Genomic DNA, 20,079 nt, shown 5'->3' with positions numbered 1-20,079 from the left:
AATGCTCGTTTATGTTCGCGGCGCCGGCGATATCGCCACGGGTGTCGCTGCTCGTTTGGTGCGCGCCGGCGTGTCGGTCGTTATGGCCGATATCGCGGTCCCCACGTGCATCCGTCGCACAATCAGTTTTTGCGAGGCCATTCGCTTGGGCGAGGTCGAGGTCGAGGGCATTCGCGCCCGCTTGGCACAGACGTCGGCCGAGGCGCTTGAGATTACCGAGGCGGGGGATGTCGCCGTGGTGGTGGACCCCCAGGCCAAGATGCTCGATGAGCTTAAACCCGCGGCTGTGGTCGACGCGATTCTGGCCAAGCGTAACTTGGGCACCACGCGCGACATGGCGCCTGCCGTTATTGCCGTGGGACCGGGCTTCACCGCGCCGGTTGACTGCGACGCCGTGGTCGAGACCATGCGCGGGCATTTCCTGGGCCGTGTCATTACCCAAGGTTCGCCCCAGCCCAACACGGGCGTGCCGGGCATTATCGCTGGCTATGGCAGGGAGCGCGTTATCCACAGCCCCGCCGCCGGCGTGTTTCGGTCCGACCGCGCAATCGGCGACATCGTGAGCGCCGGAGACGTGATTGGCTACGCGGGCGATACGCCCATGTGCACGCAGATCGATGGCTGCCTGCGCGGGCTTTTGGCGAACGGTGTGCAGGTGACTGAGGGCTTTAAATGCGCCGACGTCGACCCGCGCGGCGATGCCAGCTATATCAACTACATTTCGGACAAGGCGACGTCGGTCGGCGGCGGCGTACTCGAGGCGCTCGCCATGCTCATCGGTGTATTCCAGGGATAGGAAATTGCAATGGAAAAGCTCGATGTGGTGAATGCGGCGCTTGGCGCTCTGAAGGCTGATAAGACGTGCGAGCTGGTGGTCGTGGCCGGCACGGCAGGGTCATCGCCGCGCGGCGTGGGCGCCTGGATGGCCGTCTTTGCCGATGACAGCCAAGCGGGTACCATCGGCGGCGGCAAGATCGAGCTCTTTGCGCTGGACGAGGCGCGCGAGCTCCTGAGCGCGGGACAGTCGCGTCTGGTCCGCTACACCATGGGCGGCGAGAACTCCGATACCGGCATGATCTGCGGCGGAGCCATCTGCCTGTGCTACCTGCATCTGGATGCGACTCAGACATCGTTGTTCCAAGAAATTGCCGACGTCTTGGCCTATCGGCGCATCGGCGACTTCGTCATCGACTTTGAGCCGTTTATCGCGAGCGCACTCGAGGGCGATGTGGCCGAGTACCATGGCGAGGAATCGCGCCGCACCATTGCGGGCTGCCCCGGGCTTTCGCTGGTGGAGGAGGGGAGTAAGGTCACCTACACCAACGCCGCCTCCGAGATTCCCCCGGCGCACATCGAGACGCTCTGCCCCGAGGGCCTGACCTATATCTTTGGCTGCGGCCACGTGGGCGCCGCGACGGCGCGGGTGCTCACGGCGGCGGGCTTTGCCGTTGTAGCGTGCGACGATCGCCCCGGCACGTTGACACCCGAATGGGTGCCCGGTGTCTACGACCGTCGTCTGGTCGACTACAAGAAACTGAGCGAGCTGTGCCCCATCGGTCCGCGCGATCTGGTGGTGGTCGCTACAGCAGGTCACAAGTCCGATATCGACGTGGTGATTCAGGCCATGCGCGCCAAGCCTGCCTACCTGGGCTGCCTGGGCTCGCGCCGCAAGACGGCCTTTGTGCGCGCCCGCCTGGAGCAGGAGGGCTTTACACAGGACCAGATCGACGAGCTGCACCTGCCGATCGGTGTCGCCATCGAGGCCGAGGATCCCGAGGAGATCGCCATCTCCATCGCCGCCGAGATGATCCACCTGCGCCGCACCAAACTCGTCCCCCGCAAGCGCTAATCGCATCCCCATCAATAAGTTGCGGTGAAATAGTTCCTAGATAAGCCTGACGGGCGCTCAGTCAGGAACTATTTCACCGCAACTGCTGTTTGACCCCGGGGGATGCAGGATTGCGGGTCAAAATGCTACCTGTGCCATATGCCCTATAATGTCCGCTCGTTGAGCGGCATGGTGCCGCTGCCTAGGGTATGGGAGGCGCAAATGGCAGAGTCGGCAGCAGGGGATGCCCTGTTCGAGCGTACGGGAAAAGTATCGTTTGTGCAGGTATTGCCCCATGCATTGCAACATGTGCTGGCGGCGTTCGCGGGCATCGTCACGCCCGCCATCATCATTGCGTCGGTCTGCGGCTTTACTCCTCAAGAGGAGGCCGCCGTCATCCAGGCATCGCTGGTTCTCTCGGCGCTCGACATTTTCCTTCAACAGTTCCCCATAAAAGGTGTCGTCGGTTCGGGCCTGCCCATCGTGATGGGCGCGAGCTTTACTTTCGTGCCGGCGCTCAAGGCGGTCGGTCTCGAGCTTGGCTTTGAGGCCGTGCTGGGCGCCCAAGTAATCGGCGGCGCGCTCGTCGTGCTTTTCGGCTTGCTGTTTAGGCGCGTGAGTTTTCTGTTCCCGGCCCCGGTGCTCGGCACCGTCATCTTTGTCATTGGCCTGTCGCTGTGCCCGGTGGCAGTTGCCTCCATGGCGGGCGGGGAGGGCGCTGCCGATTTTGGCAGCGTCACCAACTGGGCCGTCGCGCTCGTGACGTTTGTCGTCACCTTTATGGCGGGCAACTATGGCAAGGGCGCCCTTAGGCTGGGCAGCATCCTGGCCGGTATCTGCGCGGGCTTTGTTTTGGCTGCGGTACTGGGCATGGTCGATTTCTCGGCCATCGCGACCGCCAGCTGGTTCGCCCCGCCGGCCCTAGGCACCCATCGCCTGGTGTTCGATCCGGCCGCGTGCGCCGTCGTGGGCGTCGTCGCCATTGTCAACGCCGTGCAGGTCATGGGCGAGTTTGCCGCTGTCTCGTCTGCTGCGCTCGATACCCCTGCGACCGATGGCCAGATCTCGGGTGGTCTGATCGCCAACGGTCTGGTCGGCATGCTCTCGGGCTTTTTGGGCGGCGTCCCCACGGCAACCTTTGGGCAGAATGTAGGCATTATCGCCGAGAACAAGGTCGTCAACCGTATGGTCTTTACGCTCGCCGCCGCCATCTTACTCATCGCGGGACTGCTGCCCAAGTGCGCGGCGGTACTCACGTCTATTCCGCAGCCGGTAATCGGCGGCGCCACGATCGGCGTGTTCGCAACCATCGGCATGAACGGCGTGGTCATGTTTGCCCGCCACGGCCTGTCTCAGCGCGATACCACGCTCATGGGTCTGTCTATCGCCTTTGGCACGGGCATTGAGAGCACGGCCGGCGCACTTGCTGGCGCTGGATTCCCCGCATGGGTCGGCACCGTCTTTGGCGGATCCTCCATTGCCGTCGCCGCGCTTGTCGCCGTCGTCCTCAACCTGGTCCTGCCTCGCCAAAAATAACGTCTCATATATGAGTTGCGGTGAAATACGGACTGTTTAAGCCTGTTAAGCCGTCAAACAGTCCCTATTTCACCGCAACTTATGTGGGGATGGCTGGATGCTGAGGCTTTACCCGGCAATGTTGCGCAACAACGTTTGACAATTCGCTCTTAGCATATGCTTAGAAGAGATTGCGCTCCGCCATGCACGTGGGCGCTCAAGCATGCCCGTCTTGAACGGGTGTCGAACGAGGGGGAGCTTGGATGTTCTGCCGAAACTGTGGGTCGAAAATCGAGGACGGAGCCCAGTTCTGCGCCGTATGCGGCGCATCCGTCGTGCCAGATGATCAAGCGCAAACGGGAGGGGCGAACCCCTCGCCCGTTGATGTCGCAACACCTACCGGGTCGCAGCAAGTCGATATGGCGGCAGAGGCGGTCGCGTCCAGCCCCAAACGTTCCAAGAAGCCGTTCATCATCGCTGCCGTCGTGGTGGCTCTGCTCGCCGTGGGTGGCGGAGCCGGTTATTACTTTGGCGTCTATGCGCCGGAGCAGGCACGCGAAGCTGCCGAGCAAGAGGCCCTCGCCGCAAAGCACGCCGTGCGGTTTACGGTCTCGGCCGAGGGGTGGGACACATCGGCTGGCGCGAGCAGGCTGCCGCTGCACATCACCGGCAAGGAGGCGCGCGGCAAGAAGGTCGACGTCGTTCGCTATGTCGACAGCACGGGAGCGGGCGTCGAGCTCCGTCGCGGCAGCTATAAGGCCGAGGTCGCAGCCTCGCCCATTGCAGCCGATGGCACCATCTATGCCGTGCCGGGCGAAAAGGTCGACGTCAAGGTTAGCAAGAAGGCGGAGGGCAAAAAGAGCATCGATGCCGGCAACGTTTCGCTCGCTCCGGTCGAGGCAACCGAGGTGACCGACGACGAGATTGCCGCCGCCAAGAAATATGCCGAGGAAGACGCGGGCGCCAGGAAGGCTGGCTTTTCCTTTGATGTCGATGCATTGGCCCAAGCGGCAACCAAGCGCCGCGATGACGCCGTAGCCGCCAAGCAAGCCGAGGAAGAAGCCAAGCGCCAGGCGGAAGAAGCAAAGCAAGCAAGAACCATCGAAACCGACGATTATACGATGGTTTTGCCAGACTGGTTCCCGATTGATGAGTTTAAAATCACCACAACTACTGGCTACCTCGACTGCTTGTTCGTAAATGTTTCTCGAGCAGGTGCCAATAATTTAGATTACTCCGCTGATTTCCGCATCATCAGCGGTACAAGTGTTGGAAATGCGATCTGTGATGGCGCTTTCGCCAAAGATCTTGGCAAGACATCAAACGGGCATGTCGTCTGGCTTCATGGCGGGTCGATACATCCGAATAAAAACATCGAAAGCGGAGTGGAAGCAGACGACGCCTTTGGCATGCCGGCGGAAGACTACGCCAACATCCTCGCCTCGTGCATCACGCTCAAGTAAGCGGCACGCTCCAGCCAAAACAATCCTCCAGGAAACGAGGGACTCCATCGAGAGTGGATAATCCACTCTCGTTTGTCGTGCGTCCGATAATCCACTCTCGTTTGTCGTGCGTCCGATAATCTACTCTCATGCGTCCGAAAATCCACTCTCGTTCCTCAACAACTATGCCCTGGCTCCCAACAGATCAATTTGTGCGGGGGAGTTGTGGAGTTGTGCAGGCAGACGAGGTTTTTCTGGAAATACGCACCCAATGCGCGTATAGTACCGATTGTTTTGTCGGCTCCTGCTGTGTCGAGTCCAAACCGCGAAATGCCATGAGCGGCGCGGATGCAGCCAGGAGGCACGAGGACAACCCATCGTGGCCACGCCCCGTGCTTAAAACCCCAAGAAGGAGTGAACAATGGCAGAAGAGAAGTATGTGCCGCGTCTGAAGACCAAGTACAACAACGAGGTCAAGCAGCAGCTTCAGGACAAGTTCCAGTACGAGAACGTCATGATGATCCCCAAGTTTGAGAAGATCGTCGTGAACATGGGTGTCGGCGAGGCCGCTACCGATTCCAAGGCCATTGACGGTGCCGTGCGCGACCTGCGCGCTATCACCGGCCAGCAGCCGATGATCACCCGTGCCCGCAAGTCCATCGCTACCTTCCGCCTGCGCGCTGGTATGCCGATCGGCTGCAAGGTTACCCTGCGCGGCGACCGTATGTGGGAGTTCTTCGATCGTCTGACCTCCGTCGCGATCCCCCGTATCCGCGACTTCCGCGGCATCTCCGCCAAGAGCTTCGACGGCCGTGGTAACTTCTCCATGGGCGTCACCGAGCAGCTCATCTTCCCCGAGATCGACTTCGACTCCGTCGATCACCAGCGTGGTATGGACATCACTTTCGTGACCACCGCCAACACCGATGAGGAGGCCAAGGCCCTTCTGGACGCCTTCGGTTTCCCGTTCAAGAAATAGGTTCACCTGCCCTATAAGCGCCGTTCCCACAAGGGGGCGGCGCTTGGGGCGAACAATACTCTATGTGAGGAGGATATAAGTGGCTAAGACATCGATGATCGTCAAGTGCAATCGCAAGCAGAAGTTCTCTACTCGTGAGTACACGCGCTGCCAGCGCTGCGGCCGTCCGCACTCTGTGTACCGCAAGTTCGGCCTGTGCCGTGTCTGCTTCCGCGAGCTTGCACTCAAGGGCGAGCTTCCCGGCGTTAAGAAGGCCAGCTGGTAAGTCACTACCAGCGTTTCAAGCATCAGTTTGGAACAGGGAAAACGCGCTAAAAAGGCTTTGCCGTTAAGGGCGGCGAAGAACCAAGAGCACGTGTTCATCAAGAACGAAGGAGAATCTGTATGAACCTTACAGACCCGATCGCAGATATGCTTACGCGCATCCGTAACGCTAACTCTGTGAACAAGGCCACGGTCTCCATGCCGAGCAGCAAGAAGCTCGTCGAGATCGCTCGTGTTCTGCACGAGGAGGGCTACATCGAGGGCTACGATGTCGAGGACACCGTTCCCCAGAAGACTCTGCACATCACGCTTAAGTATGGTCCCAAGAAGGCTAAGGTCATCAACGGCATCCGCCGCATTTCCAAGCCGGGCCTGCGTAAGTACACCGGCGTTGCCGACATGCCCCGCGTCCGCGGTGGCCTTGGTACCGCCATTATTTCCACCAGCCATGGCGTCATGACCGACCGCGATGCTCGCAAGCACAACGTCGGCGGCGAGATCATCGCTTACGTCTGGTAATTCGCTCGGTAGGTAGAAGGAAAGGAGATCACCGTGTCTCGTATCGGTAATAAGCCTGTCCAGATTCCCGCCGGAGTCGAAGTGGCAGTCAACGGCAACAACGTTGTCGTCAAGGGCCCCAAGGGCCAGCTCGAGCTCGATGTCTTTGAGAAGCTCGCTATCAACGTCGAGGACAACGTCCTCACCGTTTCCCGTCCCGACGACGAGCGTGAGACCCGTGCCCGCCACGGCCTCACCCGCGCCCTCATCCACAACATGGTTGTTGGCGTTTCCGAGGGCTTCGAGAAGAAGCTCGAGCTCGCCGGCGTCGGTTACCGCGTGCAGCAGAAGGGCAAGAACCTCGAGTTCTCCCTGGGCTTCTCGCACCCCGTGATCGTCGAGGCTCCCGAGGGCATCACCTTCGAGGTTCCCGACAACACCCACGTGAACGTCAAGGGTATCAACAAGCAGCAGGTCGGTCAGATCGCCGCTGAGATCCGCGGCCATCGTCCTCCCGAGCCTTACAAGGGCAAGGGTATCCACTACGTTGGCGAGCACATCCGCCGCAAGCTGGGTAAGGCCGCCAAGTAGTCGTAACCGACTCACTCGCATAAGACCAGCACCCCGTCAGGTGCTGGCAAGATCAACCTTTTTAGGAGTTTACGTATGAACAAGCATAAGGCGAAGCTGGAAGGCCTCAAGCGTCGTCAGCGTCGTGTTCGCGGCAAGGTCTCGGGTACCTCCGAGCGTCCGCGTCTTCGCGTGACCCGTACTAACGCCAACATCTATGCCCAGATCATCGACGACAGCAAGGGCTCCAGCCTGACGCTCGTCTCTGCCTCGACCCTCGAGGCCGAGTTCAAGGGCACCCACACCTCGAACAAGGAGGCTGCGGAGAAGGTCGGTCAGCTCGTTGGCAAGCGCGCCATCGAGGCCGGCATCACCAAGGTCGCCTTCGATCGCGGTGGCCGTATCTACCATGGCCGCGTCAAGGCCCTCGCCGACGGCGCTCGTGCCGCCGGTCTCGAGTTCTAGGAGGTATGTAGCACATGGCTCGTAATCAGAAGCAGCAGCGCGAGGCCTCCGAGTTCGAGGAGCGCGTCGTTTACATCAACCGCGTGTCGAAGACCGTCAAGGGTGGTCGTCGCATGAGCCTCGTCGCTCTCGTCGTCGTTGGCGACGGCAAGGGCAACGTCGGCGTTGGCATGGGCAAGTCCGCTGAGGTGCCCATGGCCATCTCCAAGGCATCTCTCGATGCCAAGAAGAACATGTTCCACGTGCCGGTGACCGAGCAGGGCACCATCCCGCACGAGGTTCTCGGCCACTTTGGTGCCGGCCGCATCATCATCAAGCCCGCTGTCGAGGGTACCGGCGTTATCGCCGGCGGCGCTGTGCGTCCCCTCTTTGAGCTTGCTGGCATCAAGAACGTCCTGTCCAAGTCCCTCGGTACCGACAACGGCCTCAACATCATCAAGGCTGCCGTCGAGGGCCTCAAGGAGCTCTCCAGCCCTGAGGACGTCGCGGCTCGCCGTGGCCTGACGGTCTCTGAGATGTTCGTCGGTAAGGAGAACTAAGCATGGCTGACACCATCAAGATCAAGCAGGTCCGCAGCACCAACGGTTGCAAGCAGGACCAGGTCCGTACTGTCCGTGCCCTCGGTCTCCACAGGATCCGCGAGGTTCGCGAGATTGCTGACAACGAGTCCGTCCGCGGCATGATCTTCAAGGTCAAGCACCTTGTCGAGATTGTAGAGGAGTAGCAAATGCAGCTTCACGATCTTACTCCCGCGCCCGGTTCCACCAAGAACCGCAAGCGCGTCGGCCGTGGCAATTCTTCGGGTCACGGCACCACTTCTGGCCGCGGTCAGAAGGGCCAGGGTTCCCGCTCTGGCGGCACCAAGGGTGCCGGCTTCGAGGGTGGCCAGACTCCGCTGGCCATGCGCCTGCCCAAGCTTCCGGGCTTCCGCAACCCCCGTCGTATCGAGTACACCGCTGTTAACGTTGAGCGTCTCGAGCGCAAGTTCGAGGACGGCGCTGTGATCGACGGTGCCGCTCTTAAGGCCGCTCGCATCACCAAGAGCGAGTTCGAGCCCGTCAAGGTGCTCGGCAATGGTGAGCTCACCAAGAAGTTCACGGTCAAGGTCGACAAGGTCAGCGCTTCTGCGCAGGCCAAGATCGAGGCCGCCGGCGGAAAGGTCGAGCTGCCGTGCTAAATGGTCTTAAGAATGCTTTCCGCATCAAAGAATTGCGCGAAAAGATTCTTTTTACCATAGCTATGCTCGTCGTGTACCGCATTGGTGCGCACGTTCCTGTGCCCGGCATTCCCTTCCAGGGGATGCTGGGCCTTTTCTCGACCGATAACAATTCGGTCGCCGCAGGTGCTATGGCCCTCCTGAATCTTTTCTCTGGCGGCGCGTTGAGCTATGTGTCGGTGTTTTCGCTGGGCATCATGCCTTACATCACCAGCTCGATCATCCTCCAGATGCTCCAGGCCGTCGTGCCTTCCCTGCATGAGCTTGCCCGCGAGGGCGAGGTCGGTCAGACCAAGATTACGCAGTATTCGCGTTACCTCACCCTGGCTCTGGCAATCCTCAACTCCGTGGGTTACCTCTTCCTCTTTAAGAGCTTCGGCATCAGCTTCAATGGCGCCGGCGCTCCCGAGATCATCTTCGACCTCATGATTGTCGGTACGCTCACCGCGGGCGCCATGCTGATCATGTGGATTGGTGAGCTCATCACCCAGCGCGGTATCGGCAATGGCATGTCGCTGATCATCTTCGCGAACATCATGGCCGGTCTGCCGCAGGCTATCTTCTCCAGCACCGAGGGCAATGCCGGTGGCATCATCACCATGGTGATCATCTGCGCCATCATCCTGCTGGTTATCCCGCTGATTGTTTTCCTTGAGCGCGGCCAGCGCCGCATCCCGGTCTCCTACGCTAAGCGCGTCGTGGGCCGTCGCATGATGGGTGGCCAGACCACCTACCTGCCCATCAAGGTCAACACCGCGGGTGTCGTGCCGATCATCTTCGCTTCGGCGCTGCTGTACTTCCCGGCTCAGATTGCCGTGTTCTTCCCCGGCATCGGCTGGATTCAGGCAGTTGCCTCCGCGCTTTCGACCGGTTGGCTCAACTGGGTGCTTAACGTTGTCCTCATCGTGTTCTTCGCGTACTTCTACACCTCCATGGTGTTCAACCCCGATGAAACGGCCGATAACCTTAAGAAGCAGGGCGGCTTTATTCCGGGCGTCCGTCCGGGTAGGGCTACCGCGGCCTACATCAAGAACGCGCTCAACAAGATCACGCTTCCCAGCGCTGTCTTTTTGGCGCTCATCGCCATCGTGCCTTCGATCATCTTCTCCTTCACGGGTAACCATCTGATCCAGGCATTTGGCGGCACGTCCATCCTCATCATGGTCGGCGTCGTGCTCGACACGGTCGATAAGCTCGAAGGCCAGATCAAGATGTATGATTACGATGGATTCTTTAAATAGGCTAGAGGAGGATTGCTCATGAACCTCGTATTGCTCGGAGCTCCGGGTGCCGGTAAGGGCACCGTCGCACAGGAGCTCGTCGCCGAGTTTGGCGTCGCCCACATTTCCACGGGCGACCTGCTGCGTGCTGCCGTCAAGGGTGGCACCGAGCTTGGTATTCAGGCTAAGAAGTACATGGACGCTGGCGAGCTCGTTCCCGACCAGCTCGTGATCGACCTTGTCAAGGAGCGCCTTGCCGCCGATGACGCCCAGCAGGGCTTCATCCTCGACGGCTTCCCGCGCAACACCGCCCAGGCTGTGACGCTCGATTCCGAGCTCTCCGCCATGGGTCGCGAGATCGACTGCGCCCTTCTGGTCGATGTGGCCCCCGAGGTCATTATAGATCGTCTGTCTTCGCGTCGCACCTGCCGCGCATGCGGTTACACCGGCACCGCTGCCGATGCTACCTGCCCCAAGTGTGGCGGCGAGATGTATCAGCGCGACGACGACAAGCCCGAGACCATCAAGAACCGTCTCGACGTCTACGAGAAGTCCACGAGCCCGCTCGTCGACTACTATCGTGGCCAGGGTCTGCTCAAGTCGGTCAACGGTGACCAGGCTCGCGAGACCGTGTACGGGGATGTCAAAGAGGCTCTCGGTCTATGATCAAGATTAAGTCTGCAACGCAAATCGAGCAGATGAAGAAGGCAGGAGCGCTATCTAAGATGGCGCTCCGCCACGTTGGAGCCATGGTGCGCCCCGGCGTTTCCACCTTTGAGCTCGATCAGCTCGCGGAGCAGATTATCCGCATGCATGGCGGCACCCCGGCCTTTAAGGGTTACGGCGGGTTCCCGGGGACCATTTGCGCATCGATCAACGATGCCGTGGTCCACGGTATTCCCAACCCCGACATGATCCTGCGCGATGGCGATATCATCTCCATCGATACGGGAGCCGTTGTCGACGGTTGGGTCGGCGATAACGCTTGGACGTTTTTCGTCGGCACCCCCACGCCCGAAGCCAAGACTTTGTGCGAGGTCACGCGCGATTGCCTTAAGGCAGCCATCGAGCAGGCTGTTCCCGGTAACCATATCGGGGACGTCGGTTATGCCGTTCAGTCCCTCGCCGAGTCTCACGGTTACGGTGTGCTTCGTGATTATGTAGGCCATGGCATTGGCCGCGTGATGCACGAGGACCCCAACGTTCCTAACTATGGAAAGAAGGGGAGGGGCGTTCGCCTCCAGGCCGGCATGGTCATTGCCATCGAGCCGATGGTTACGATGGGTTCCAACCATGTGAGCACGGGCTCCGACGGTTGGATTGTTACGACCAACGATCACCTGCCCGCCGCGCACTACGAGAACACCGTCGCCATTACCAATGACGGTCCGGTGATTCTCACCACGGATGCCCAAGGTGCTTGGTGCTCCCTCCAAGGCGGAGAAATGTAACAAGTTCCATTTAGTTGTGGAGCCATTACGAAGTTATTACGATGCGTGCATACGTGTTGTAGAATACTCAATCGCTGTCGTTTTCTAGAGAAAGATGATTGCTTGTGAAGAAGGAAGACGCAATTGAGCTCGAGGGTACGGTAAAGGAACCGTTGCCCAACGCCATGTTTAAGGTCGAGCTCGAGAACGGTCATTCGGTTCTGTGCAACATTTCTGGCAAGATCCGAATGAATTACATCCGTATTCTCCCCGGTGACAGGGTTGTCGTGGAGCTTTCCCCGTACGACCTGACCCGCGGCCGCATCACCTATCGCTACAAATAGCGGCACGCATACACGCACTCCATTTCCGACTGCAGGCTTAGCTCAACCTACGGTCGGATTGTGTGTGAAGACCAGCCATAGTTTTAAACGCCTGCGGCTGGGCGAGTAGATAGTAGGGAAGTAGTTTGAGCGCTACCGAAAGGAAGAACGATGAAGGTACGTCCTTCGGTCAAGAAGATGTGCGATAAGTGCAAAATCATTAGGCGCCATGGCAAGGTCTTCGTCATTTGCGAGAACCTCCGTCATAAGCAGCGTCAGGGTTAAGAGAGGAGACTACGTTGGCCCGTATTAATGGTGTCGACCTCCCGCGTGAGAAGCGCGTTGAGATCGGTCTGACCTACATTTACGGCATCGGCCGCACCACTGCGACGAAGATTTGCGTCGAGTGCAACGTTAACGTGGATACGCGCGTTAAGGACCTCACCGAGGATGAGGTTAACGCCATCCGCGATTATATCGATAAGAACCAGATCATGGTTGAGGGCGACCTCCGCCGTGAGCGCAACCAGAACGTCAAGCGCCTTATGGACATCGGCTGCAACCGCGGCCTTCGTCACCGCAAGGGCCTCCCGGTCCGCGGCCAGCGCACCCACACTAACGCTCGTACCCGCAAGGGCCCGAAGCGTCAGATCGGTGCTAAGAAGAAGAAATAAGGAGCGCTAGATAGATGGCTACTGCTAAGAAGAACGTTCGCGCTGCCCGTCTGAAGCGCGCGGACCGTAAGAACATTTCCGTGGGCCAGGCTCACATTCGTTCTACGTTCAACAACACGATCGTTTCGATCACCGATCCCCAGGGCAACGTCATTTCCTGGAAGTCGGCTGGCCAGGTGGGCTTCAAGGGCTCCCGTAAGTCCACGCCGTTCGCTGCCCAGATGGCTGCCGAGGCTGCTGCCAAGCAGGCCATGGAGCACGGTATGAAGAAGGTTTCCGTCTTCGTCAAGGGCCCCGGCTCCGGTCGTGAGACCGCCATCCGCTCCCTCCAGGCTGCTGGCCTCGAGGTCTCGAGCATCCAGGACAAGACCCCCATTCCGCACAACGGCTGCCGCCCCAAGAAGCGTCGCCGCGTGTAACTGAAAGGATCGTATCAATATGGCAATCGACAGGACTCCTGTTCTTAAGCGCTGCCGTCAGCTCGGGATCGATCCCGCTGAGCTCGGTTACAGCAGCAAGAAGGAATCTATCCGTCAGCCCAAGCGCCGTCGCAAGGAATCTGAGTACGGCATGCAGCTGCGCGAGAAGCAGAAGGTCAAGTTCATCTATGGCGTTCTGGAGAAGCAGTTCCACGGCTACTTCAACAAGGCCCGTAAGATGAACGGCGTCACCGGTGAGAACCTCATGATCATTCTTGAGTCTCGCCTCGACAACGTCGTCTTCCGTCTTGGCTTCGCCCGCACCCGCAAAGAGGCTCGTCAGTCCGTCCGTCACGGTCACTTCACTGTGAACGGCAAGCGCGTGGACATCCCGTCCTACCGCGTCAAGGCCGGCGACGTCGTCGCTGTCGGCGAGAAGTTCCGTGACCTCCTCCCCATCAAGGAGGCTCTGATTTCCTCCGAGCGCTTTGAGGTCCCTGGCTGGCTCGAGGTCGATATCGAGAAGCTGTCTGGTAACGTGCTCGCTCTGCCGACGCGTGAGCAGATCAGCGGTGATATCAACGAGCAGCTCATCGTCGAGCTCTACTCTAAGTAGTCCATCCGGGCTGCTGAGGCTGGAGGTAATACATGTCAGAATTCATTAGGCCTCAGGTTCAGGTCGAAGAGATCAACGAGACGTCTGCTCGTGTCTCCGTCGAGCCGCTCGAGCGTGGTTACGGCGATACGCTGGGTAACTCCCTTCGTCGCGTTCTTCTGTCCTCGCTCGAGGGTGCCGCCGTCGAGGCTATTCAGATCGATGGTGCGCAGCACGAGTTCATGACCATCCCTAACATGGTCGAGGATGTCACCGACATCGTCCTGAATGTCAAGGGTCTTGTCTTCAGGGCTCTCGGCACGACCGACGAGGCGACCGCCACCATCTCGGTTGACGGCCCCTGCGAGGTCACCGGTGCGGACTTCTTTATTCCGTCCGAGTTTGAGCTGGTCAACCCCGAGCAGCACATTGCTACGCTCACCGAGGGTGGCCATCTCACCATGAGCATGCGCATCGGCTATGGCCGCGGCTATGTTTCTGGCGAGGCCAACAAGCGCGACAACGATCCCATCGGTGTGATCCACGTCGACTCGCTGTACTCGCCGGTTTCCCGTTGCGCCAAGCTCGTTGAGGCTTGCCGTGTCGGTCAGCACACCGACTACGACCGCCTTGTCCTCGAGATCGAGACCAACGGCTCCATCGCCCCGCGCGACGCCGTGGTCCAGGCTGCCAATATCATCAACCAGCATATGGCCGCCTTTATGAACCTTGCCGAGACCCCCGAGGTCGAGGAGGAGGCTTCGATCTTCGCTCCCGAGGTCACCAACGACAACGCCGAGCTGGACAAGCAGATCGAGGATCTGGACCTTTCCGTCCGTTCCTACAACTGCCTTAAGCGCGCCAGCATTCACTCGGTCCGTCAGCTCGTTGAGTTCTCGGAGAACGATCTGCTCAACATCCGTAACTTCGGTGTTAAGTCGATCGAGGAAGTGAAGGACAAGCTTGAGTCCATGGGCCTGAGCCTGAAGGCTTAATGCTTCGCATATTTGAGGAGAAACTAGACCATGCGTCACAACGTTAAGAAGGGCCTGAAGCTCGGCACCGATGCGAGCCACACCAAGGCCATGAAGAAGAGCCTTGCTAAGGCCCTCTTCGAGAACGACCGCATCAAGACCACCGAGACCCGCGCTAAGGCGCTGCGTTCGGTCGTCGATCCGATCATCACTTGGGCCAAGAAGGGCGACCTGCACTCTCGTCGTCTGGCTATCGCCAAGCTCGGCGATAAGCAGCTCGTTGCCGAGATCTTCGACAAGGCTGCCCAGGGTATGTGGCAGGATCGCAACGGCGGTTATACCCGCATCATGAAGCTCGGTAACCGCAAGGGCGACAACGCTCCCATCGTTATCATGGAGCTCGTCACCGAGCCTTGCACGCCTAAGGCCAAGAAGGCTGCTCCGGCCCCCAAGAAGGCCGCTGCTCCCAAGAAGGTCGAGGCTGCCGAGGAGGCTCCTGCTGAGGAGACCGCTGAGTAGACAATCCGTCTGCATAGGCTATATTCGAGGGGTACGTTCGCGTACCCCTCTTTTTTTGTCGAAATGCCATTGCCTGTTTGTTGGGAGCGCCCATGACCGCGCCGTCTGATTTCAATTCGATTCCAGAGCTCGATGCCACGCTCGTTTTCCGCGTGGCATACGATGGCTCGTCCTATAGCGGCTTTGCCGAGCAGCCGGGACAGACGACGGTTGCGGGTGAGCTGCGTCGAGCCATCGAGACGCTGCTTCGCCGTCCGATCGATCTGACGTGCGCGGGTCGCACCGATGCCGGCGTGCATGCCGTGGCTCAGTACATCAGCGTGCCCGTAACGGACGCTGAGCTCGCCCTAACGCGCCGTAGGTGGCTGCGGGCTATGGATGCCCTGCTGCCCAAAGATATCGCCATCAACGAGGTCTACAAGGCCCGTAAAGGCTTTTCTGCACGTTTTGACGCGCGTTCCCGTACGTATACGTACCGTATTGCCGATCGAGATGCGCGCCCCGTGCTGTCCCGCGGTGCGGTGTGGTGGCATCGCTATCCCTTGGATGTTGAGGCTATGTCTGCTGCCTGCCCCGCGCTGCTGGGCGAGCAGGACTTTAAAAGCTTTTGCAAGGTTGCTTCTGCCGTGGGCAAACCTACGCACCGCTGCGTAATGCGCGCCGAGTTTGGCCATGAGGTTGCGTTTGGCGAGGACATCCTGACGTTTACCATCGAGGGCAATGCGTTTCTGCATTCGATGGTCCGTACGATCGTTGGCACGCTTGTCGCGATTGGCATGCATCGCCGTGAACCCGAGTGGATGCGCGAGGTCATCGATGCTTGCGACCGTACCGCTGCGGGCCCCACGGCTCCTGCCTGCGGCCTTACGTTTATGGGCGTGGATTACGATCCCGCCGAGCTCGTCGTGCTCGACTAGGGGAGGGCTCGACGCGTCGTGCGTCGACACCCATTATCTGTGGGCTGCGCGTGTGCAACATCTGTTCTTGGCGTGCAATACAACCGGTGTCTCATTGCTTTTATTGCCGGGGTGTACCATGAACCACGGTTTGATTCATTGCTGTCGAGAGGACGGATAACTTGGTTCGACGTGGCTCGCATCCGCGACTTTCGGTGATCCTTGTGGTAGAAGGTTCGCCCAGCTATGCGATGCGTGCGCTCGAGAGTATCCAGAACCAAGACCTCTACGATTTGCAGATTGTCGTTGTTTGCCGCGATGCTGCGCCCGGTGTGCGCCATTCGCTTCAAGTTGCTGCCGACAGGGACATCCATATTGATTTGATTGACGTCGAGGACGCGAAGCGCGGCGCTTGCCTTCGTGCCGGTTTTGCTGTCTCGCGCGGCTCTCAAATCATCGCTATGAACGCCGATGAGTGGTTTGTTCCGCAGTCCCTTTCCAAGATGGTCGATATCGCGTGCGATACTGCGGCAGACATAGTGTTCCCCACGGTGTCGCTCGACCGCTATGATGCACATCGAGAACGCCATTCGCGCGTCTTGGATGCTGCCTCTATTGCCATAGAAGACGAGTCTTCTATGGTGACTGGGCTGGCCCAGTTGATTTTGGGCGGCCTAGTCGCTCAGACCTCTGGCGTGATGTATAGCCGTCCGCTGTTTGAGGCATGCCTGTCGCGCGGCAAGGCGTACCGTACGGTTGAGTTTATGGCTTATGCGCTCTCGCAGGCACGATTCGTGTCCGGCTGCGGCGACGCTTGTTTCCACGCGGTGGCACCTAAGCTTACAGATGCCTTTGATCCCACCATGTATGCCAGGATATCCGATGACACTCGAGCGCTCGACGAGCTTGCGGACTCACTCTCGGAAGCAGATAGCGGTGGTCGGCTCAAGCTGGCAAGCCAAAAGTTCTACTTTGCCGGACTGGTCGCCTGCATCGAGAATTTGTGTCTTAGCCCGCATGGAGTGTCGTCAATCGAGCGTTCCGCCCGCATGCGTGATATGCTCGAGGCGCCTCGAACCCGTCAGATGGTCGCCGCGCTCAAGGATAACCATCGGGGACTCGGTTTGTTGTTTGGGCCGATCGCCAGCGCCAAGCCCGCGCGCTGCGTGATGTGTACGCATCTGGCAGCTTTTCTTAACCGAACGGGCGCAAAAACCGCCTAAACGGCTCATTTCGAAACAAATTTGCATAGAATTGTTTCGAAATGCGTTCTTATACACAAAAGCCTTCAAATAGCGTTAAACTATTCAGTCACTGATTGATTGTCTCCGCCATCTTTTGGAGAGAGGGTTTGTATGGCTAAAAAACGCAATGGGCGCCAGGATGCCATTAGAGATATTGTGCGCAATAAGGACGTCCGCACGCAGCGCGTGCTGGTCGATGAGCTCCGCGCTATGGGCTTTGATTGCACGCAGGCGACTGTCTCTCGCGATATTGCCGATATGGGGCTGCGTAAGCTCCCCGAGGGTATCTATGTTCTGGCAGAGGACCTGCACCTGCAGCGTATGGTTTCCGAGCTCGTAACGGGCGTTCTGCGCACCGATAATCTGGTTATGATCAAGGCTCAGCCTGGTACGGCTTCCGGCATCGCCGCCGCCGTTGATGCGGCAGAGTTGCCCGATGTGCTTGGCTCGCTTGCCGGCAACGATACGATTTTGGTTATTGCCCAGACGGCCGAGGACGGCGAGCGTCTCGAGGCGCTGATCAATAAGCTGAGCAATTCTCGCAAGTAGGCGTGCGGGTCGTGCGCTCGGCACTGTGTGCGTGACATGGTGGCTTGTAAGGGGGTATCGACGTTGGTCGGTACCCCCTATATTGTTTGCCGGTATAAAGGCCGTCCACCAGGTCGCTTTAAACTAAAAGGCCCCCGAGCACTTTAATAAGCTGCTCGGGGGCCTTGTTGCTAATGGCCGGATGAATTTCTAGCCAACCGTATCGTCAGGCGTGGGCGAGGGGTCGGGAGTGGGTGTAGGCGTAGGCGTAGGCGTGCCGCCATCGCCGCCGGTCGAACCACCAGTGGAGCCGCCCGTCGAGCCACCGGTCGTACCGGTGCCGCCGGTGGTGTCGCCGCCCGTGGTCTCGGTGGTCGTGGTCGTCGTGGTAGTCGTTGTGGTGGTTTCCTCTTCGTCCTCGTTCTCGTCCTTGTCGTCGTTCTCCGTCTTCTTGGTGTTGTTAGTGCCGTAGAACTTCCAGACGCTGTTGTTCTTGTAGGTGGGCGCCGTTCCGGTCGCAAACTCCTCGCGCTCGGTACCGGTCAGAACGGTGTTCATAAACCGCTTAAAGACAGGCAGGTTGGTGCTGTCGCCCAGCAGGTCTGTGCCGTATTTTTGGATGGGAATCTCGCCCGCGGAATAGCCGGTCCACAGGGCGCACGCCAGCTGCGGGGTATAGCCGCAGAACCACAGGTTGGTGGTGTTGTCGGTGGTGCCCGTCTTGCCGGCATAGGGCTGGTTGACGCTCAGGGCGCCGGCAGCACCCGTACCGCCGCCCTTCATGACGCCGGACAGAACATCGGTGACCGCGGCGGCCTCGCCCTCGGTAAGTACCTGTGAGGGATTGTCGGTGTGCTGGTACAGCACCGAACCGGTACGAGAGTCAATCTCGGTGATGGCGATCGGCTGGCGATAGTAGCCGCCGTTGGCAAACGTCGCGTAGGCGGCGGCCATCTCGAGCGGCGAGATCGAGCCGGTGCCGAGGGTCATGACGGGAACGTCCTCGATGTTGTCCTTGGCGGGATCGATGCCGAGCTTTTTGACGAGCGAGATGATCTTGCTGTTGCCGACGGCTTCCGCCACCTGGATGTAGCCGGTGTTGGAGGAGTATGCCGTCGCCTGCTTAAGCGTGATGTTGCCATAGCTATGGTTGGCGTAGTTTTGGACCTCGGTCGTGGTGCCCTTGGCCTTGAGCGGCGAGTTGCAGTTGAGGGTGACGTTGGGGTTCATGCCGTTTTGGATGGCAGTTGCCAGCGTAAAGGCCTTAAAGGTGGAGCCGACGGGACGCTTGGCCGTGGCATGGTTTACGTGGTTCTCGTCGGCGTTGTAATCGTAGCCGCCCACCATGCACTTGATGTAGCCGGTCTTGGGGTCGACGACGACCATGCCCATGTCCAGGCCGTCGAGCGAGAGCGTGTCGAGCTGCTCGCGAACGGCATTCTCTGCCACCTGCTGCATCGTGGGGTCGATGGTGGTCTTGACGGTCAGGCCGCCCTTAAAGAGCACGTCGGTCGAGAACTCCTGCTCCAGCAGCTGCTTAACATAGGCGACAAAGTAGGGCTGCGAGTATACGTCAACGCCGCTGCCCGAGATTTCGGTCACGTTGAGGGTGATGGGCTCGGCCTGTGCGGCATCGTGCTCCTCCTGCGTAATGTGGCCCAGGCGCAGCATGTTGTCGAGGACCTTGTTGCGACGGGACAGCGCCAGGTCGGGGTTGACCGTGGGGTCGTACTGCGAGGGCGAGTTGGGAAGGCCGATCAACAGCGCGGCCTCGCTCAGGGTGAGGTCTGCGGCGCTCTTGGACAGGTAGGTCTCGGCGGCGGCCTCAATACCGTAGGCGCCGTGACCGTAATAGATGGTGTTGAGGTACATCATGAGGATCTCGTCTTTGGAGTACATGTCCTCCATCTTTACGGCGATGTAGGCCTCGCGCACCTTACGCTCGATGGTCGAGTCGAACTGCTCCTCCTGCAGGATGGTGTTGCGCACCAGCTGCTGGGTGATAGTCGAGGCGCCTTCGTGCCCGCCGCCGAGGGTTGCCACCGCAGCACGCGCGATACCCCACAGGTCGATACCGCCGTGCTCGTAGAAGCGCTCGTCCTCGACGTCAACGGTGCCCTGTAGCACGTAGGGGGAGACCTTGTCCTTGGTGATGGACTTGCGGTTTTGCGTGTAGAAGCTCGCGATCTTGTTGCCGTTGCAGTCGACGATCTCGGTGGGCTCGCTCACCAGATACGCGTTGGCGTCGGTGTAGTCGGGCAGATCGGACAGCCAGCGGTTGACGTTGCCGACCATGCCGATGCCAAATGCCACGCCCGCAATCAGCAAAAAGCCCAAAAACGAGAGCAGGATTATGGGCAGGGCATGCGTCTTTGAACGGCTGCGTCCCTGTCGTTGGCGAGGACCCATATATTGACCTCCAGGTATGTCGTGCCGGACGGCGGATGTGCCGTCGGGGCAGGATGGACATAAGTTATTAC

General features: G+C 59.6%; 26 protein-coding genes and 1 pseudogene. 26 read left to right on the top strand and 1 reads right to left on the bottom strand.

Annotated elements, in window-relative coordinates:
• Position 1 precedes the first annotated feature (1 nt).
• The 26 genes and pseudogenes from yqeB (at position 2) to I2G40_RS06000 (ending at position 17,620) form a co-directional block, all read left to right on the top strand.
• Positions 2-796: a selenium-dependent molybdenum cofactor biosynthesis protein YqeB gene (gene yqeB, locus I2G40_RS06120; protein WP_195544488.1), complete on the top strand. Its 795-nt coding sequence runs from the start codon at positions 2-4 to the stop codon at positions 794-796.
• A 9-nt stretch (positions 797-805) separates the two neighbouring features.
• Positions 806-1,849, top strand: coding sequence for an XdhC family protein (locus I2G40_RS06115; RefSeq protein WP_195544487.1), 1,044 nt, complete (start codon positions 806-808; stop codon positions 1,847-1,849).
• A gap of 201 nt (positions 1,850-2,050) precedes the next feature.
• Complete coding sequence (locus I2G40_RS06110) at positions 2,051-3,364, top strand: uracil-xanthine permease family protein (protein ID WP_195544486.1); 1,314 nt, start codon at positions 2,051-2,053, stop codon at positions 3,362-3,364.
• A gap of 242 nt (positions 3,365-3,606) precedes the next feature.
• Positions 3,607-3,669, top strand: a pseudogene (locus I2G40_RS09840) (zinc-ribbon domain-containing protein); the annotation flags it as partial.
• 93 nt (positions 3,670-3,762) lie between these two features.
• Positions 3,763-4,806 carry a hypothetical protein gene (locus tag I2G40_RS06105; RefSeq protein ID WP_229090681.1) on the top strand — a complete coding sequence of 348 codons (1,044 nt, stop codon included), beginning with the start codon at positions 3,763-3,765 and terminating at the stop codon, positions 4,804-4,806.
• 400 nt (positions 4,807-5,206) lie between these two features.
• Positions 5,207-5,764 carry a 50S ribosomal protein L5 gene (rplE, locus tag I2G40_RS06100; RefSeq protein WP_006235260.1) on the top strand — a complete coding sequence of 186 codons (558 nt, stop codon included), beginning with the start codon at positions 5,207-5,209 and terminating at the stop codon, positions 5,762-5,764.
• Positions 5,765-5,843: 79 nt separating this feature from the next.
• Positions 5,844-6,029, top strand: coding sequence for a type Z 30S ribosomal protein S14 (locus tag I2G40_RS06095; protein ID WP_022094280.1), 186 nt, complete (start codon positions 5,844-5,846; stop codon positions 6,027-6,029).
• Positions 6,030-6,148: 119 nt separating this feature from the next.
• Positions 6,149-6,547, top strand: coding sequence for a 30S ribosomal protein S8 (rpsH, locus tag I2G40_RS06090; protein ID WP_006235262.1), 399 nt, complete (start codon positions 6,149-6,151; stop codon positions 6,545-6,547).
• A 33-nt stretch (positions 6,548-6,580) separates the two neighbouring features.
• Positions 6,581-7,117 carry a 50S ribosomal protein L6 gene (gene rplF / locus I2G40_RS06085; protein ID WP_006235263.1) on the top strand — a complete coding sequence of 179 codons (537 nt, stop codon included), beginning with the start codon at positions 6,581-6,583 and terminating at the stop codon, positions 7,115-7,117.
• Positions 7,118-7,192: 75 nt separating this feature from the next.
• Positions 7,193-7,561 (top strand): 50S ribosomal protein L18, encoded by a 369-nt coding sequence (gene rplR, locus I2G40_RS06080; RefSeq protein ID WP_006235264.1) that lies wholly within the window; start codon positions 7,193-7,195, stop codon positions 7,559-7,561.
• A 14-nt stretch (positions 7,562-7,575) separates the two neighbouring features.
• Positions 7,576-8,100, top strand: a complete 525-nt coding sequence (gene rpsE / locus I2G40_RS06075) for a 30S ribosomal protein S5 (RefSeq protein WP_006235265.1) — start codon at positions 7,576-7,578, stop codon at positions 8,098-8,100.
• A gap of 2 nt (positions 8,101-8,102) precedes the next feature.
• The gene (gene rpmD, locus I2G40_RS06070; RefSeq protein ID WP_006235266.1) at positions 8,103-8,285 is read left to right on the top strand and encodes a 50S ribosomal protein L30; all 183 of its coding nucleotides are present in this window, start codon (positions 8,103-8,105) and stop codon (positions 8,283-8,285) included.
• A 3-nt stretch (positions 8,286-8,288) separates the two neighbouring features.
• Complete coding sequence (rplO, locus tag I2G40_RS06065; protein WP_006235267.1) at positions 8,289-8,738, top strand: 50S ribosomal protein L15; 450 nt, start codon at positions 8,289-8,291, stop codon at positions 8,736-8,738.
• Positions 8,732-10,018 (top strand): preprotein translocase subunit SecY, encoded by a 1,287-nt coding sequence (gene secY, locus I2G40_RS06060; protein ID WP_195544484.1) that lies wholly within the window; start codon positions 8,732-8,734, stop codon positions 10,016-10,018. The genes rplO and secY overlap by 7 nt, the downstream gene beginning before the upstream one ends.
• A gap of 18 nt (positions 10,019-10,036) precedes the next feature.
• Entirely contained in the window at positions 10,037-10,663 is a 627-nt protein-coding gene (locus I2G40_RS06055; protein ID WP_006235269.1) for an adenylate kinase, read from the top strand.
• On the top strand, positions 10,660-11,448 hold the full coding sequence (gene map / locus I2G40_RS06050; protein WP_195544483.1) for a type I methionyl aminopeptidase: 789 nt from the start codon (positions 10,660-10,662) through the stop codon (positions 11,446-11,448). Before I2G40_RS06055 ends, map begins: the two co-directional genes overlap by 4 nt.
• 104 nt (positions 11,449-11,552) lie before the next feature.
• Positions 11,553-11,771, top strand: a complete 219-nt coding sequence (infA, locus tag I2G40_RS06045) for a translation initiation factor IF-1 (RefSeq protein ID WP_035137443.1) — start codon at positions 11,553-11,555, stop codon at positions 11,769-11,771.
• A 150-nt stretch (positions 11,772-11,921) separates the two neighbouring features.
• Positions 11,922-12,035: a 50S ribosomal protein L36 gene (gene rpmJ, locus I2G40_RS06040; protein WP_195544482.1), complete on the top strand. Its 114-nt coding sequence runs from the start codon at positions 11,922-11,924 to the stop codon at positions 12,033-12,035.
• Between the two features lie 14 nt (positions 12,036-12,049).
• Complete coding sequence (gene rpsM, locus I2G40_RS06035; RefSeq protein ID WP_022094275.1) at positions 12,050-12,424, top strand: 30S ribosomal protein S13; 375 nt, start codon at positions 12,050-12,052, stop codon at positions 12,422-12,424.
• 14 nt (positions 12,425-12,438) lie between these two features.
• Positions 12,439-12,843 carry a 30S ribosomal protein S11 gene (rpsK, locus tag I2G40_RS06030; protein WP_006235274.1) on the top strand — a complete coding sequence of 135 codons (405 nt, stop codon included), beginning with the start codon at positions 12,439-12,441 and terminating at the stop codon, positions 12,841-12,843.
• A 19-nt stretch (positions 12,844-12,862) separates the two neighbouring features.
• The gene (rpsD, locus tag I2G40_RS06025) at positions 12,863-13,459 is read left to right on the top strand and encodes a 30S ribosomal protein S4 (RefSeq protein WP_006235275.1); all 597 of its coding nucleotides are present in this window, start codon (positions 12,863-12,865) and stop codon (positions 13,457-13,459) included.
• A gap of 32 nt (positions 13,460-13,491) precedes the next feature.
• Positions 13,492-14,433, top strand: coding sequence for a DNA-directed RNA polymerase subunit alpha (locus tag I2G40_RS06020; protein WP_006235276.1), 942 nt, complete (start codon positions 13,492-13,494; stop codon positions 14,431-14,433).
• Positions 14,434-14,463: 30 nt separating this feature from the next.
• A complete protein-coding gene (gene rplQ / locus I2G40_RS06015; protein WP_055287451.1) occupies positions 14,464-14,931 on the top strand; it encodes a 50S ribosomal protein L17 in 468 nt (155 codons plus the stop codon).
• Between the two features lie 92 nt (positions 14,932-15,023).
• Positions 15,024-15,848 (top strand): tRNA pseudouridine(38-40) synthase TruA, encoded by an 825-nt coding sequence (gene truA / locus I2G40_RS06010; RefSeq protein ID WP_055287449.1) that lies wholly within the window; start codon positions 15,024-15,026, stop codon positions 15,846-15,848.
• Positions 15,849-16,009: 161 nt separating this feature from the next.
• Complete coding sequence (locus tag I2G40_RS06005) at positions 16,010-17,050, top strand: glycosyltransferase family 2 protein (protein WP_195544481.1); 1,041 nt, start codon at positions 16,010-16,012, stop codon at positions 17,048-17,050.
• 132 nt (positions 17,051-17,182) lie between these two features.
• A complete protein-coding gene (locus I2G40_RS06000) occupies positions 17,183-17,620 on the top strand; it encodes an arginine repressor (protein ID WP_006235280.1) in 438 nt (145 codons plus the stop codon).
• A gap of 189 nt (positions 17,621-17,809) precedes the next feature.
• Here the strand turns inward: I2G40_RS06000 and I2G40_RS05995 are convergent, their stop codons facing one another.
• Positions 17,810-20,008, bottom strand: coding sequence for a transglycosylase domain-containing protein (locus I2G40_RS05995; protein WP_117746619.1), 2,199 nt, complete (start codon positions 20,006-20,008; stop codon positions 17,810-17,812).
• Positions 20,009-20,079: the final 71 nt, after the last annotated feature.

This window comes from Collinsella aerofaciens (assembly GCF_015558785.1).
Classification (GTDB): Bacteria; Actinomycetota; Coriobacteriia; order Coriobacteriales; family Coriobacteriaceae; genus Collinsella; species Collinsella aerofaciens_P.
The sequence above is the reverse complement of the archived record's forward strand: the minus strand, read 5'-3'. Positions and strand labels throughout refer to the sequence as shown.